Annotated in this window: 14 protein-coding genes, 2 rRNA genes and 4 pseudogenes; 11 read left to right on the top strand and 9 right to left on the bottom strand. The window is 63.4% G+C overall.

Annotated elements, in window-relative coordinates:
* Positions 1-40: 40 nt before the first annotated feature.
* Both ACFOKF_RS19000 and ACFOKF_RS18995 read left to right on the top strand, forming a co-directional pair.
* Positions 41-910, top strand: coding sequence for a shikimate dehydrogenase (locus tag ACFOKF_RS19000; protein WP_380797924.1), 870 nt, complete (start codon positions 41-43; stop codon positions 908-910).
* Positions 907-2,754 carry a bifunctional sugar phosphate isomerase/epimerase/4-hydroxyphenylpyruvate dioxygenase family protein gene (locus ACFOKF_RS18995; RefSeq protein ID WP_380797921.1) on the top strand — a complete coding sequence of 616 codons (1,848 nt, stop codon included), beginning with the start codon at positions 907-909 and terminating at the stop codon, positions 2,752-2,754. Before ACFOKF_RS19000 ends, ACFOKF_RS18995 begins: the two co-directional genes overlap by 4 nt.
* 378 nt (positions 2,755-3,132) lie before the next feature.
* Here the strand turns inward: ACFOKF_RS18995 and ACFOKF_RS18990 are convergent.
* A pseudogene (locus ACFOKF_RS18990) lies at positions 3,133-3,654 on the bottom strand (SDR family oxidoreductase); the annotation flags it as partial.
* A 36-nt stretch (positions 3,655-3,690) separates the two neighbouring features.
* Complete coding sequence (locus tag ACFOKF_RS18985) at positions 3,691-4,545, bottom strand: BKACE family enzyme (protein ID WP_380799300.1); 855 nt, start codon at positions 4,543-4,545, stop codon at positions 3,691-3,693.
* Between the two features lie 137 nt (positions 4,546-4,682).
* Here ACFOKF_RS18985 and ACFOKF_RS18980 point away from each other — a divergent pair, with 137 nt between their 5' ends.
* Positions 4,683-5,519, top strand: coding sequence for a helix-turn-helix transcriptional regulator (locus tag ACFOKF_RS18980; protein ID WP_380797920.1), 837 nt, complete (start codon positions 4,683-4,685; stop codon positions 5,517-5,519).
* Between the two features lie 20 nt (positions 5,520-5,539).
* Here ACFOKF_RS18980 and ACFOKF_RS18975 read toward each other — a convergent pair whose 3' ends face one another.
* The 4 genes from ACFOKF_RS18975 to ACFOKF_RS18960 all read right to left on the bottom strand — a co-directional run bounded on the left by ACFOKF_RS18975 (position 5,540) and on the right by ACFOKF_RS18960 (position 7,701).
* Complete coding sequence (locus tag ACFOKF_RS18975) at positions 5,540-5,803, bottom strand: hypothetical protein (protein ID WP_380797918.1); 264 nt, start codon at positions 5,801-5,803, stop codon at positions 5,540-5,542.
* A 73-nt stretch (positions 5,804-5,876) separates the two neighbouring features.
* The gene (locus ACFOKF_RS18970) at positions 5,877-6,548 is read right to left on the bottom strand and encodes a DUF4197 domain-containing protein (RefSeq protein WP_380797917.1); all 672 of its coding nucleotides are present in this window, start codon (positions 6,546-6,548) and stop codon (positions 5,877-5,879) included.
* A 65-nt stretch (positions 6,549-6,613) separates the two neighbouring features.
* Positions 6,614-7,036, bottom strand: a complete 423-nt coding sequence (locus ACFOKF_RS18965; protein WP_380797916.1) for an acyl-CoA thioesterase — start codon at positions 7,034-7,036, stop codon at positions 6,614-6,616.
* Entirely contained in the window at positions 7,033-7,701 is a 669-nt protein-coding gene (locus tag ACFOKF_RS18960) for a glutathione S-transferase family protein (protein WP_380797915.1), read from the bottom strand. The genes ACFOKF_RS18965 and ACFOKF_RS18960 overlap by 4 nt, the downstream gene beginning before the upstream one ends.
* Before the next feature lie 290 nt (positions 7,702-7,991).
* On the opposite strand from ACFOKF_RS18960, the gene ACFOKF_RS18955 reads away from it, so the two are divergent.
* The 7 genes and pseudogenes from ACFOKF_RS18955 to ACFOKF_RS18925 all read left to right on the top strand — a co-directional run bounded on the left by ACFOKF_RS18955 (position 7,992) and on the right by ACFOKF_RS18925 (position 11,512).
* On the top strand, positions 7,992-8,264 hold the full coding sequence (locus ACFOKF_RS18955; RefSeq protein ID WP_380799299.1) for a glutathione S-transferase family protein: 273 nt from the start codon (positions 7,992-7,994) through the stop codon (positions 8,262-8,264).
* Positions 8,177-8,665 (top strand): glutathione S-transferase family protein, encoded by a 489-nt coding sequence (locus tag ACFOKF_RS18950; protein WP_380797914.1) that lies wholly within the window; start codon positions 8,177-8,179, stop codon positions 8,663-8,665. Before ACFOKF_RS18955 ends, ACFOKF_RS18950 begins: the two co-directional genes overlap by 88 nt.
* A 3-nt stretch (positions 8,666-8,668) precedes the next feature.
* Positions 8,669-8,887, top strand: a pseudogene (locus tag ACFOKF_RS18945) (glutathione S-transferase N-terminal domain-containing protein); the annotation flags it as partial.
* A gap of 104 nt (positions 8,888-8,991) precedes the next feature.
* Positions 8,992-9,489 (top strand): glutathione S-transferase family protein, encoded by a 498-nt coding sequence (locus ACFOKF_RS18940; protein ID WP_380797912.1) that lies wholly within the window; start codon positions 8,992-8,994, stop codon positions 9,487-9,489.
* Positions 9,441-10,935, top strand: a pseudogene (locus ACFOKF_RS18935) (aldehyde dehydrogenase family protein). The gene ACFOKF_RS18940 and the pseudogene ACFOKF_RS18935 overlap by 49 nt, the downstream one beginning before the upstream one ends.
* The gene (locus tag ACFOKF_RS18930; protein WP_380797911.1) at positions 10,932-11,279 is read left to right on the top strand and encodes a hypothetical protein; all 348 of its coding nucleotides are present in this window, start codon (positions 10,932-10,934) and stop codon (positions 11,277-11,279) included. Before ACFOKF_RS18935 ends, ACFOKF_RS18930 begins: the two are co-directional and overlap by 4 nt.
* On the top strand, positions 11,276-11,512 hold the full coding sequence (locus tag ACFOKF_RS18925) for a hypothetical protein (RefSeq protein WP_380797910.1): 237 nt from the start codon (positions 11,276-11,278) through the stop codon (positions 11,510-11,512). The genes ACFOKF_RS18930 and ACFOKF_RS18925 overlap by 4 nt, the downstream gene beginning before the upstream one ends.
* A gap of 119 nt (positions 11,513-11,631) precedes the next feature.
* Here ACFOKF_RS18925 and ACFOKF_RS18920 read toward each other — a convergent pair.
* A pseudogene (locus ACFOKF_RS18920) lies at positions 11,632-12,689 on the bottom strand (IS5 family transposase); the annotation flags it as partial.
* Between the two features lie 63 nt (positions 12,690-12,752).
* Between ACFOKF_RS18920 and ACFOKF_RS18915 the strand changes: the two are divergent.
* Positions 12,753-13,103, top strand: a complete 351-nt coding sequence (locus tag ACFOKF_RS18915) for a CmcJ/NvfI family oxidoreductase (RefSeq protein ID WP_380797909.1) — start codon at positions 12,753-12,755, stop codon at positions 13,101-13,103.
* 140 nt (positions 13,104-13,243) lie between these two features.
* Here ACFOKF_RS18915 and rrf read toward each other — a convergent pair.
* Both rrf and ACFOKF_RS18905 read right to left on the bottom strand, forming a co-directional pair.
* A 5S ribosomal RNA gene (rrf, locus tag ACFOKF_RS18910) occupies positions 13,244-13,357 on the bottom strand.
* A gap of 135 nt (positions 13,358-13,492) precedes the next feature.
* Positions 13,493-13,606 (bottom strand): 23S ribosomal RNA (locus tag ACFOKF_RS18905); the annotation flags it as partial.

Genomic DNA, 13,606 nt, shown 5'->3' with positions numbered 1-13,606 from the left:
GCGGGCGGAGGCGGCTCTTCTCTTCTTGGATGGCCCGATCTTGACCCAGTTTCGCTACCTCACCGGCCTTATCGGACGCGACATTCAGGCGTCGCTGTCGCCCATGCTGCATGAAAGCGAAGGCGATGCGCAGGGGCTGCGGCTGGTCTATCGCCTGTTCGATCTGGCGGCGGACGGCATGGATGCGGGCGATCTGCCCCGCCTGCTCGACGCGGTGCAGCTGGCGGGGTTCGCCGGGGTCAATGTCACCCACCCCTATAAGCAGGCGGTGATCGCGCATCTGGACGACCTGTCGCCGCAGGCGGCGCAGATCGGGTCGGTCAATACGGTGGTGTTCCAGCATGGCCGGCGGATCGGCCATAATACCGATATTCAAGGCTTCGCGGAAAATCTCCGCGCGGGTCTGCCTTCCGGGTCGCGTTTCGGAAAGGTCGTACAGATGGGCGGTGGCGGTGCAGGCGCCGCCACCGCCCACGCCCTGATGGGCATGTATGTCGGCACGCTGACTTTGTTCGATCCCAATGGCGCGCGGGCGGCCGAACTGTGCGCGGCTCTGTGCGCCCTGCATGGCGACGGGCGCGCGGTGGTGGGGCAGGATCTGACCGCCGCGCTGGCCGATGCCGACGGCGTGGTCAATGCGACGCCGCTGGGCATGGCGGGCTATCCCGGATCGGCCATTCCGCAAGACCTGCTGCGGCCCGACTTCTGGGTGACGGACATCGTCTATTTCCCGCTGGAAACGCAATTGCTGCGTGAGGCGAAGGCGGCGGGCTGCGTCACGCTGGATGGCAGCGGCATGACCGTGCATCAGGCCGCAGGCGCGTTCGAACATTTCACCGGGCGCAAGGCGGACGCCGCGCGCATGGCCGCCAATTTCCACGCGGCGCTGACAGGAGGCACCCGCCGATGACTTTCGGGATCGCGACCGTATCGCTGAGCGGCACGCTGGAGGAAAAGCTGCGCGCGGCGGCGGCCGCCGGCTTCGACGGGGTCGAGATTTTCGAAAATGACCTGATCGCGTCGCCATTGTCCCCGCGCGAGGTGCGGGCGATGATGGACGATCTGGGCCTTGGCTGCATGCTGTACCAGCCGTTCCGCGATTTCGAAGGCATGCCGGGCGCGATGCGGCAGCGGGCGCTGGACCGGGCGGAGGCGAAGTTCGACCTGATGGGCGACCTCGGCGCGGACCGCATCCTCGTCTGCTCCAACTGTTCGCCCCATGCGCTGGGCGAGCGCAACCGCATCGTCGCCGACTTGCAGGAACTGGGCGAGCGGGCGGGCAAGCGCAGCATCATCGTGGGCTATGAGGCGCTGGCCTGGGGCCGGCATGTGTTCGACCATCGCGACGCATGGGCGATCGTGGAAGCGGTCGACCATCCCCATATCGGCATCATCCTCGACAGTTTCCATTCGCTCTCGCGCGGCATCCCCAGCGAGAGCATCCAGGCGATCCCCGGAGACAAGATCGCCTTCGTCCAGTTGGCCGACGCCCCAAGGCTGGAGATGGACCTGCTCTACTGGAGCCGGCATTTCCGCAATTTTCCGGGACAAGGCGGCCTGCCCGTGGCGGACTATGTCGCGGAGATCATCCGCACTGGCTATGATGGCCCCTTGTCGCTGGAGATTTTCAACGATCGGTTCCGCGGCTGGTCGCCCGACCTGATCGCCGCCGACGGGCTGCGGTCGCTGCGCCATGTGGAGGATGCGGCGGAGCGACTGCTGGGCCGCACGCCCGCCGTGCCGGCCCCGCCCGCCGCGGTGCGCCCGGAATTCGTCGAGTTCGCCGTCAATGCGCAGGATGCGCCCGCGCTGGAGCAGATGTTCGGATCGCTGGGCTTTGCCCGGACGGGCGTGCACCGGACCAAGGCTGTCACCCGCTGGCAGGCGGGATCGGTCAATCTGGTGATCAACGCCCAGCCGGACAGTTTCGGTCAGGGGTTCGAGCGGGCGCATGGCCCGTCCATCTGCGCAGTGGGGCTGGCCGTGCCGGATCGCGACGCGGTCGCGGCGCGCGCCGCCTTCCTCGACATCGGGCAGGTGGATCAGGCGGAGGCACCGGGCAATCTGTCGGTGCCGGCGCTGCGCGGGATCGGCGGCAGCCTGATCTACCTGATCGGCGAGGAGGAGATCCCCGCCGTGTGGGATACGGAATTCGAACCGACCGGCGCTGCGGTCGATCCCCACCCGCTGACCATCGACCATCTGGCTGCCGTGGTGCGGATCGATGAATATCTGTCCTGGCAGCTTTACTGGCGGGCGCTGTTCGGGCTGGAGCAGAGCCTCCAGTCGGACGTCATCGACCCGTCCGGTCTGGTGCTGAGCCAGCCGCTGCGGTCGGCCGACGGCGCGCTGCGCCTGACGCTCAACGCATCCGATGCGGCGGGCACGCTGTCTTCCCGCTTCGTCGGGCATAATTTCGGCGGCGGTTATCAGCATATCGCCTTCGCCAGCGACGATCTGACCGCGACCGCCCACAGGATCGCCGAAAAGGGGGCGGACATATTGCCGATCGGCGGCAATTATTATGCCGATCTGGCGGCGCGCTTCGGGCTGGACGGGGCGACGCGCACGCAATTGCGCGACGCCCATATCCTCTATGATGCGGACGATGCCGGCGACTATCGCCAGCTCTACAGCCGGGCTTTCCAGAAACGCTTCTTCTTCGAATTTGTCGAGCGGCGCGGCTATGAAGGTTATGGCGCACCCAATGCCGGGGTGCGCCTGGCCAGCCAGGAGCGGTTCAGGACGGCATGAGCAGCGCGGCCCTGCGCCGGGCCAACTGATCGTCAAACACGGGTTGGACAGGAGGAAGCCGATTTCCCCTGCCCGTTCCTGATGGATCGTCTCATCGGGCATCGACGCCAGTATCGCGTCGAACCGGGTGCGCATGCCGTCTGCAAATTCAGGATGAGTCAGAATATAGAGGTCGTTGGCGCGAATGCCGGCCAGCACCCGCTCCCCCACCTCGTCCGCGCTCATCCAAAGCGGAGAGACGGGCCGCTTTTCCAGATCATCCTCTCGCTGCTTATAACCGCTGTCGCTGCGATAGGCGGCCGGGCGCAGTTCGCCGCTATGGGCGATATGGCTTTGCACGGGGCCGGGCATGAAGGCGGACACGCCGATATTCTCCGCCGTCAGTTCACCCCGGATCGCTTCGGACAGGCCCAGGATCGCGGCCTTGGCGGCAGTGTAAATGGCCGAATAATTGACCGGGATCAGCGCAGACTGGGACGAGGTGGTGACGATCTGCCCCCCCTGCCCATGCGCCTTGATCCGGGGCAGCAGGGTGACGAGGCCGTTGATTACGCCGCCCAGATTGACGCCCAGCCCCCAGTCCCAGTCATCATAGCGTGCATCCAGCACCGGCCCCATCACACCGATGCCGGCATTGCCGATCAGCATATGGATGGGACCAAAACGCGCCTCCGCCATATCGGCCGCGCGGGCGAAGCCGGCGCGATCGGTGACGTCCAGCTGCACGGTTTCCACCTGCGCATCGGCACCAAGATCCGCCTTTGCCTGCGCCAGCGATTCCGGGCGAATATCGGCGATCACCACATTGGCGCCCGCCCGCACCAGCGCGCGCGATATGCCAAGGCCGATGCCATTCGCTCCGCCGGTGATGAAAGCTGTCTTCCCCGCCACATCCGCCATCGGCGCCTTTGCCAATTGTGTCATCCCATCCTCTCCCTATTGCTTCAGGCCCAGCATGGCCCGCGTTTCCCCGGCGCTGGCGATGTCGCCGCCCATCCGGTCGACCATTTCCACCGCCCAGCGCACCATGTCCGCATTGTTCGCCGCCATCTGGCCGCGCCGAAGGTAAATCGTATCTTCAAACCCCACCCGGATATTGCCGCCAAGCAGCATCGATTGCGCAGCCATCGGCATGCTGTGGCGACTGACGCCAAAGCCGGTGAAACGCGCGCCGCGGGGGATCTGGTTCCTGGCGTAGAGCATGGCTTCGGATGTTGCAGGCAGGCCATATTTAGTGCCCAGAACGAAAGTGAAGGGCACATGTTTGGGGATCGCGCCCTTGGCCATCAGATCGTCGGCGAAGACGAAATCCCCGGCCTCGAAACATTCGATTTCCGGCAATACCCCGGCATCCTGGATCATATGGCCCATTTTCGTGATCATCGGGTCCAGGTTGATCGCCACCCGCCCCATAGCTGCATCGTACAAATGTCGAGCGTGCACATGTCGGGCCGCAGGTCGAGAATATGTTCCAGCCGCCGTTCGGCCGTGAACATCAGTGTGCCGGGACCGCAGACGGCGGGTCTTCATCCCCCTGCATCCAGGTGCAGCCCGCCCGGTGGTGACGTTGAGGATGACTTCGTTGTTCTTTGCCCGGATGAGGCCGACGACCTCCCGATAATCCTCCAGCGCCTGCGAGGGATCGCCCGTTTCCCGGTCGCGTACATGAACATGGATGATCGATGCGCCGGCCTCCGCCGCCGCCAGCGCTTCGGCCGCCACATGATCCGGGCGGAAGGGGAAATCGGGGTGTGTCGGCATCGGTGAACTTCCCGTCACCGCGCAGGTCACAAATAGCTTGCCAGCCAATATCGCTCTCCTGTCTAGTCTCGGCTATGTTGCCGACCGCAGACCAAGCGGTCTTGCAGAGGAGACGGCCCGCAAGAAGGCCGCTGGATGTCCCATCATTGCGAGTAACTGGATAAGGCATGGCACAAAGGGAAGAATTGTCGCGGTTCCTGAAAGCCGCACGCGCGAAGCTCGCCCCGTCAGAAGTTGGATTGCCGGCCGGCGAACGCCGCCGCACGCGCGGATTGCGGCGCGAGGAAGTGGCGACGCTCGCGGGGATGAGCGTCACCTGGTACACATGGTTCGAACAGGGGCGCGAGGTGCAATTGTCCGCGCCGATGCTGGAGCGGTTGAGCCGGACGCTGCGCCTGACGCCCAATGAGCGCGAATTTCTGTTCGCGCTGGCGCAGCATCGTCCGCCGCCGCTGGCCCGCCGCGCCGACGAGACGATCCATGCCGGCACCCAGCATCTGATGGACGCCCTGTCCATTCCCGCGCTGGTGATCGTGGAGGATTGGACCGTGATCGGCTGGAACCGCCTCGTCGGCCGAGCCTTCCGCGATTACAGCCAATTGCCGCGCGAGGAGCGCAATCTGTTCCGCATCCTGATGCTGCATCCGCGCTATCGCGCCGATCCGGACAAGTTTCAGGATATGTGCCGGCGGCTGATCGCCCGCTTCAAATGGGATTATAGCCGCACAGCCCAGCCGGAGGTGTTCGAAGGGATCATCGCCGACATGATGGAGCAGTCCGAATTCTTCCAGCGATATTGGCAGGATTCGGAGATCATGGCCCATTTCGAGGATACGAATATCGCCGACATGCCGGGGGTGGGCGAAATCATGTTCCGCCACACCAGCTATGCGATCGAAGAGGCGCCGGGCCAGCGGCTGTTGCTGTTCGCGCCGCTGGACGATGTCAGCGCGCAGCGACTGGCGCAACTGATGGCGGAAACGGAGGCGCCGGTGCTGGCCTGAAACCCGCCCGGCGTTTACGATCAGTTCGTCTCGCGCTTCAGTCGGTCGGCCAGCGCTTCAATTTCTTCCGGCTCCAGCAGCCAGGTGCGGGTCTTGCGCCCTTCGCGGTGGACCGGCTGGGTCAGCAGCACGCGCGCCTGCGCCTTTGCATGCGGCTTATAGAGGCCGAAATGAACGGCGCAATCGCGGATCGTGCCAATCAGCGGAGCCTTGCCGTCTAGGTCGATCATGGTCGCGGGCTGATCCCAAGGGATGCCGGCGACGCCGGGATGTTTCTGTTCCATGGGCGGGGGACACCATGCCCCGGCGCGGAAATCAAGACCTAAGCGATTTGCCGGGAAATCGCGCCGTCAAAAACTATCGCAGCAGCGCCATCAGGATCGGATCGCGGGTCGCGGCGGGATCGCGCCGGATTTCCGCCTCCTCCCGCCCGATCGCGCGGAAGATCGCGTCGCCAATCTGGCCCGAAACATTGTCGGCGATCGCCGCATAATCCTTGCCGCCGGTGGCGGACAGCGCGGCCGAAAGCATTTCGAACATGTCCGATCGCAACGCGCGCGATGCGCCGGGCAACAGCGCCTCGACCACCGAACCACGCGCTTCGCGGGCCAGCAGGTCGGTCGCCGCCGTCGGTCCGCCGCGCAACACGGATATGGCGTCGGCCAAAGTCATGCGATGCACCGCGTCCATCACGACCGGCGCGGCATGGTCGGCCAGGTCGACCGCCACGTCATTCAGGGCCATCGCCACCCGGTTGCGCACGGCGTTGGTGCGCAACAGCGCGGACAGCACCGCGCCGCCTTTACCGCCGCCCAGATCGGGAGGGGCGATGCGGGTCAGCTGGTCATCATAGAAGCCGCCCGGTTCGGTCAGCCGGGCAAAGGCGCGCTGGCTCGACAATTCCAGCAGCCGGCGCACCGCATCCTCGACCGTATAGCGGCCCATCGGCGTGGCGCAGGCCGCCAGCGGCAGCAGCGCCAGCGTCGCGATCAGGCTGCGCCGGTCGGAAAGACCCAATGATTGCTCCATGACGCATCTCCCTTATTGCAGGCGATGCTATGGCGCGGATAGGCTTGCCGGGCGGTGAACATATATCAGGACGGAAACAATGCCCGTACCGAATCCGGCACTCGCTCGGCGCGCAATCCGGCGGGTCGACTTGCGTCGGGCGCGGTCCAGACCCGTTTTTCGGTGCATTCCACGCATAATTCGCCATCCAGCGACAGCCGATGGGCGACGGTGAAGCTGCTATTGCCGAAGGATGGCGCATCCGCCTCCACCAGCACATCGTCGCCATAGGCGGTGGGGATGAAGAAGCGGGCGGACACATCGACCATCGGGAAGCCGGCAAAGGGCATGGTCGCCAGCATCTGGCGCTTCTTGGGCAGGCCCGCCTGTTCGAACAGCAGCATCGTGCTTTCGCCGAAAATGTCGAAATAGCGGGGCGCATGAACGATGCCGGCGGGGTCGCAATGGCCCCATTCGATGCGAACGATCCGCTGGAGGAAGGCGCTCACGCGAGAATGGTCTTTCCCTGTTTCGTGGTCTTCTCCGCCATCTCTTCGGGCGTGGGCGGCGTGGGGACAAGAAGCCCGCGCTGCACCGCGGGCCGCGCTGAAATTCTTTCGAACCAGCGCTGAAGGTGAGGGAAACCGCCCATGTCGACACCGGCCCAGTCATGGCCGCGTATCCAGGGAAAGCAGGCCATATCGGCGATCGAATAGTCGCCTACCAGATAGTCGTAATCGGCAAGCCGCGCGTCCATGACGCCGAACAGGCGCTGGCTTTCGCGAACATAGCGATCGATCACCGATGGCAATTTCTCGTCGAAATAGCGGGTGAAGACGGTCGCCTGCCCCATCATGGGGCCAAGGCTGGACATCTGCCACATCACCCACTGGATCACCCGGCTGCGATCCTGCGCGTCGGTGGGGATGAACCGCCCGAATTTTTCCGCCAGATAGAGCAGGATCGCGCCGGATTCGAAGATAGCAAAATCGCCCGCATCATGATCCACCAGCGTCGGTATGCGGCCATTGGGATTGAGCGCGACATACCAGTCCTGTTTCTGCACCCGGTCGGTCAGGGATATAGGCGTCACCTGATAGGGCACGCCCAGTTCCTCCAGCAGGATCGCGACTTTCCAGCCATTGGGCGTTTCCGACGTCAGCAGTTCCAGCATCTTCCTCTCCAAATGTCTTTCCCCATCCAGAGCAAAGGCTTGTCCCCGCTGCAAGACGAGTGGCGGCGCTATCATTGAAACTGACAGGTTAAGGTGCCGGGTAGTGGCACTGATAGTATCGACAGAGGACTTGCGACCCGCCGGAGCGCCAGCCACTTTCCCGTCCGAAGGCGCCCAAGACGCCATAACCACAAGGTGAGGATGAACCAGCGCATGTTGACGCTCTACAGCTTCGGTCCGGCCGCCAATTCGTTGAAACCCCTGCTGGCTTTGTATGAAAAGGGGCTGGAATTCACCCCCGCTTTGTCGATCCGACCCGGTTCGAACATCATGAGGACTGGTTCAAGGCGATCAATCCGCGCGGGCAGGTGCCAGCGCTGGACCATGACGGGCATATCATCACCGAATCGACCGTGATCTGCGAATATCTGGAAGATGCCTTCCGGATGCCCCGCGCCTGCGCCCGGCCGATCCGGTGCAGATCGCCGAGATGCGGGTCTGGACCAAATGGGTGGACGAATATTTCTGCTGGTGCGTGTCGACCATCGGTTGGGAACGGATGATCGGCCCGATGGCGCGCAAGCTGTCAGACGCCGAATTCGAGGAAAAGCTGAAGCATATCCCGGTCCCGGAGCAGCAGGCCAAATGGCGCAGCGCCCGTGCCGGCTTCCCGCAGGCGGTGCTGGACGAGGAAATGCGCAAGATTGGCGTGTCGATCGACCGGCTGGAACAGCGGCTGTCGCAAAGCGAATGGCTGGCAGGCGAAGACTATACGCTGGCCGACATCTGCAACTTCGCGATCGCGAACGGGATGCAGTTTGGCTATGCCGACATCGTCAACAAGACGGCGACGCCGCATCTGGTCGCCTGGATCGAGCGGATCAATGCCCGCCCCGCCACGCAGGCGATGTTCGCCAGGTCGCAGAGCGAAATGCCGCCCCGCCCGGCCGCGACGGCAGCCTGATCCATGGGCTGGCAGGACGAACCGCCCGCCGGGCAGCTGCGCATGTACCATATCCCCGGATGCCCCTTTTCCGAGCGGATCGAGTTGCTGCTCGATCTGAAGGGCCTGCACGGCATCATGGCCGATCATGAGATCGACATATCGCAGCCCCGGCCCGACTGGCTGCTCGCCAAGACGCGGGGGACCACGGCGCTGCCCGCGCTGGAACTGGAAAATGGCGAGACGCTGAAGGAGAGCATGGTCATCATGCGCTATTTCGAGGATCGCTTTCCCGATCCGCCGGTGGCGCGGCAAGACCCCTATGAACATGCGGTCGAGGCGATGCTGTGCGCGACCGACGGGCAATATACCGGGGCGGGCTATCGCATGATCCTGAACCGCGACCGGCGAAGCGCGAAGAGCACAAGGCCGAGATCGACGCCCAATATGCGCGGCTGGACGCGTTTCTGCGCCATTATGCGCCGGACGGGGATTTTCTGTTCGACCGGTTCGGCTGGGCGGAGGTCGCCTTCACGCCGATGTTCAAACGGCTGTGGTTCCTCGATTATTATGAAGCCTATCAGATCCCCCAGCATCTGACCCGGCTGCTGCGCTGGCGTGACGCCTGTCTGGCCCATCCGGTGGCCCAGCGGCATCACGGCCATCGCGAGCTGATGACGCTCTATTATGATTATAGTCAGGGTGGCGGCAACGGGCGCCTGCCCGAAGGCCGCACCATCTCCAGCTTCACGCTCGATCCGCCCTGGGACAGCCGCCCCCTGCCGCCGCGCGACAAATGGGGCACGCCCGCCTCCGACGCCGAACTCGGCCTTCTTCCCGCATAAGGACATTCATCATGCCCAACACGCTTCAGCATTATATCGATGGCCAGTGGGTCGACAGCCAGGGCGGCCGGACCATCGCCGTCATCAATCCCGCGACCGACCAGAGCGCCGCCGACCTGATATTGGGCACGGCCGCAGATGTGGACGCCGCCGTGATCGCCGCGCGCCGGGCGTTCGAGACATTCTCGCTGACCAGCCGCGAAGAGCGCGTCGCGCTGCTGGAGCGCATCATCGGTGAATATCAGAAGCGCGTGCCCGACATCGCCCGCGCCATCGCCACCGAAATGGGCTGTCCCATCTCCATCGCCCAGACGGCGCAGGCGGGATCGGGCCTTGGCCATCTGGGACAGGCGCTGGCGGCGCTGAAAAATTACGAGTTCAGCGAGAAGATCGGCGATAATCGCGTGGTGCGCGAGCCGATCGGCGTGGTGGCGCTGATCACGCCATGGAACTGGCCGATGAACCAGATCGTCGCCAAGGTCGGCCCGGCGCTGGCGGCGGGTTGCACCATGATCCTCAAGCCCTCCGAAGAGGCGCCTAGCTGCGCCGCGATCTTCGCCGAAATACTGGGGGCGGCGGGCGTGCCGGCGGTGTCTTCAACCTGGTACAGGGGGATGGCGAAGGCGTGGGCACCGCGCTGGCCAAGCATCCCGATATCGACATGGTGAGTTTCACCGGATCGACCCGCGCGGGCATCATGGTGGCGAAAAATGCCGCCGATACAGTGAAGCGCGTCGCGCAGGAACTGGGCGGCAAGTCGCCCAACATCATCCTGGAAGGGACGCCGCTGGACCTGGCGCTGCGGGTGGCGTGGGCGGCGTGCTGCTCAACAGTGGACAAAGTTGCGTGGCCCCCACCCGCATGCTGGTCCACCGCTCCCAGCATGACGAAGCGGCGCAGAAGGTCGGCGCGCTGTTCGCTGCCAAGAAGGTCGGCGACCCGCAGGCGGAGGGCGATCATATCGGCCCGGTCGTCAGCCAACGGCAATGGGACCGGATTCAGGGCCTGATCCAGACCGGCATTGACGAAGGCGCCACGCTCGTCACCGGCGGCACCGGGCGGCCCGAGGGGCTGGAGGCGGGCAGCTATGTGCAGCCGACCGTCTTTGCCAATGTGACGCCGGACATGACGATCGCAAAGGAGGAGATTTTCGGCCCCGTGCTGGTCCTGATGCCCTATGATGACGATGAGGATGCGATCCGCATCGCCAATGACACGCCCTATGGTCTGGGCGCCTATGTTGCGGGCGACCCGGCCCGTGCCCGCAAGTTCGTCAGCCGGATTCGGGCTGGCGCCGTGTTCGTCAATGCCGGCGGGCTTGCCTTCGACATGCCCTTTGGCGGGTATAAACAATCGGGCAATGGCCGGGAATTCGGCAAGTTCGGGCTGGAGGAATTTCTGGAGGTCAAGTCGGTGATCGGCGCGCTGCCCGAAGAGGTGGCGTGATGGCGACGCTGGCCAGAACCGAGGATATTGAGGACAGCGCGCGGCAGGCACCCGCGCTGATCCGCTATCTCGACGAAGGCGATTTCGTCACGCGGCGCTATGTGTCGCAGGGGGTGGAGATCAACACCGGCACCTATAGCGACCATCGCATGTTGGTGCGCGACGGGATGCCGATCCGCGATCATTTCGAATTCGACACCCATGGCTTCATGCTGGCCGACATCGCAGCGCGATCCGCAATTTCTTCGACAAGGAGGAGGTCGATCGCCTCTATCTGCGCGAATGCGAGGCGGCGATACAGGCGCTCACCGCTGCGTCCTGCGTGTCGGCGGGCGGGTGGATGATCCGCACATCGGCCGACCTGACCGCGCGGGCGCAGGAGAAGGTAGAAAATTATCGCCATGAAGGCGGCATCCAGCCGCCAGCCGGCGAAGCGCATGTCGATTATAATGAGATTACCGGACGGCGCGCGGCGGAGCGGGCCTATGCCGCCGCTTTCCCCGATGGGCCGGGTTATAGACGGTCTGTCTGCGTCAGCTGGAGACCCGCAAAAACGGGTAATTTCGGCCTGGCTTGACAGACGTCGAGGCTTCGGAGCGCACGAACGGCATCGTTCGGACCGATTTCCACGATGCCTAGCGTTGATTTCGCCGGTTTGGCTGGCTTGCAGACAGAGTCAGCCCCTGCATTCCCGCGTTCGTGGAAAATCAGGCGGTTGAAGTTGTAGGCCAAGTTGCAAAGCGTCAGTTTTGCCTCAGCGCGGGCGAGGCCGATGGTGCGGATGAACAGGTTGAACCGGTTCTTCTGATGGGCGAAGACATGTTCGACATGGGCCCGGATCGAGGATTTGGCTGCATTGGCCCGCGAGGTGGCCTTCGACATCGGCTTGCCCATAGGTTTGCGCCGATGAATGCGGGACGTGAGCATCTGATCCGACAACCACTTCTCGTTGCGCCTGGAGCGATAGGCACTGTCTGCCCAGACCTCGGAACTGGTATTGTCCGTGCTGACGACCTGCCGGAGAAGACGCCCGTCCGCCGCTGACGCCGAAGTCACCGCCATGCCTCGGATGAAGCCGAAGCGTCGATCGATGCTGATGTGGGATTTGTAGCCGAAGACCGGCAGGGCGATCATGGGGAGCGGCGTTCCATCCGCTCGATACCGAACTTTCCCGCCGATCTTGAGGGTCCAGCGCGCGTCGGTATCCTTCTGTGCTGCCTTGTTCGGCTCGTTCGGCCAGATATCTCTGGCGCTCTTGCCCGACTTGATCGCTTCGCGTTCGCCCTCGGTGTTCCGCTGTCTTGGTGCAGGCACCAGCGAGGCGTCCACGAGTTGCCGGACATTGGAATGTAGCCCTTCTTCTGGAGTTGCCAGTCAAAGGCCTTCATCACCCGCTTGAGCGTTCCCGTCTCGGTCAGGCGATTGCGAAAATGCCGGATCGTGTTCTCATCCGGCGTGCGGTCCCCAAGCGACAGTCCCAGAAACCGCAGCCAACTCAGCCGATCGCGGATCATGAACTCCATCGGGGCGTCTGACAGATTATGCTGCGCCTGCAGGATCAGGGCCTTGAACATCATCACCGGATCGAAGGGTGGGCGTCCGCCTTTGGCTCCATCGCCATAACCAAGCCCTTCGACCAGCCACGCTCGGAAATACTCGAAATCCACCGTCTCCTGCAAAACCTCAAGCGGATCGCCCTCCTTGCTCAATGCCTCAAGGTGATCGCTCAAACTGAACAGGGACTTGGGATCCATGGCTGGCCTCCGTGATCGCGCGCCCTCAATGAATCATCATAGCCGTCCAAACACTACCGGTTTTTGCGGGTCTCCAGCTTCTGGCGCACCTTCTCACCCGGCCCGCAGGACTGGCCGCTCGCGCTGTGCGACGGGCGCACCGTGTCGGACGAGGAAGCGACGTCCAACACCTTGTTCGTGGTGGATGAATTGCCGACCGGCGAGGCGCTGACCGTGCCGGTCGATGGCGAGGATCAGATGATCGCCGCTTCCATCTTCCGCCATCGCGACCGGCATCGCTGGTGGTATTTTTCGAACATGGCGGCGGACGATGTGCTGCTGTTCAAATTTCAGGACAGCGATCATGATGTAACGTGGCGCTGCCCGCATACAGCCTTCCATGATCGCAGCTTGCCGGACACGCGCATCCGTTAGAGCATCGAAGTCCGAGCCGTCGCCTTTTTCGAATAGGGGAAGATGCTCGCGCATAATGCAAATAGGGCGGCTTTCCTGAAGAAAGCCGCCCTGTTTGGGAGATTGCGAATGGGTTTTGTGTTTAATGCGCGAGCTATAATGCCTGGCGAGCCCCTACTCTTCCGGGGCTTGAGCCACAGTACCATTGGCGCAGTCAGGTTTCACGGCCGAGTTCGGGAAGGGATCGGGTGGGTCATGACGCTATGGTCACCAAGCAATATAGCTTGCGCATTGTTTTTTGATCGATGTTATCCGTGCATATCTGGTGAGAATAAGACCGTATGATCAACATGGTCCTGGGTATCAGGGTTGTTGTTGATGGTGGGACTCATTGGTTCGTAATGAACCGTTTAAGCGTGAACAGAGCAATTAGGATCGGTTAGCTTCATGCGTTACCGCACTTCCACATCCGACCTATCAACGTCGTGGTCTACGGACGGCTCGATGAAATCTTATCTTGAGGG

Source organism: Sphingobium rhizovicinum, assembly GCF_042647625.1.
In the GTDB taxonomy this organism is placed as follows: Bacteria; Pseudomonadota; Alphaproteobacteria; order Sphingomonadales; family Sphingomonadaceae; genus Sphingobium; species Sphingobium rhizovicinum.
This window is presented reverse-complemented; position numbering and strand designations above follow the sequence as displayed.

What these genes read in the sequence shown, in the direction of transcription:
- ACFOKF_RS18995 (WP_380797921.1), top strand. Translation starts at nt 907, where the DNA reads ATGACTTTCGGGATCGCGACCGTATCGCTGAGCGGCACGCTGGAGGAA.
- ACFOKF_RS18980 (WP_380797920.1), top strand. Translation starts at nt 4,683, where the DNA reads ATGGCACAAAGGGAAGAATTGTCGCGGTTCCTGAAAGCCGCACGCGCG.
- ACFOKF_RS18975 (WP_380797918.1), bottom strand. Translation starts at nt 5,803, where the DNA reads ATGGAACAGAAACATCCCGGCGTCGCCGGCATCCCTTGGGATCAGCCC.
- ACFOKF_RS18970 (WP_380797917.1), bottom strand. Translation starts at nt 6,548, where the DNA reads ATGGAGCAATCATTGGGTCTTTCCGACCGGCGCAGCCTGATCGCGACG.
- ACFOKF_RS18960 (WP_380797915.1), bottom strand. Translation starts at nt 7,701, where the DNA reads ATGCTGGAACTGCTGACGTCGGAAACGCCCAATGGCTGGAAAGTCGCG.
- ACFOKF_RS18925 (WP_380797910.1), top strand. Translation starts at nt 11,276, where the DNA reads ATGATCCGCACATCGGCCGACCTGACCGCGCGGGCGCAGGAGAAGGTA.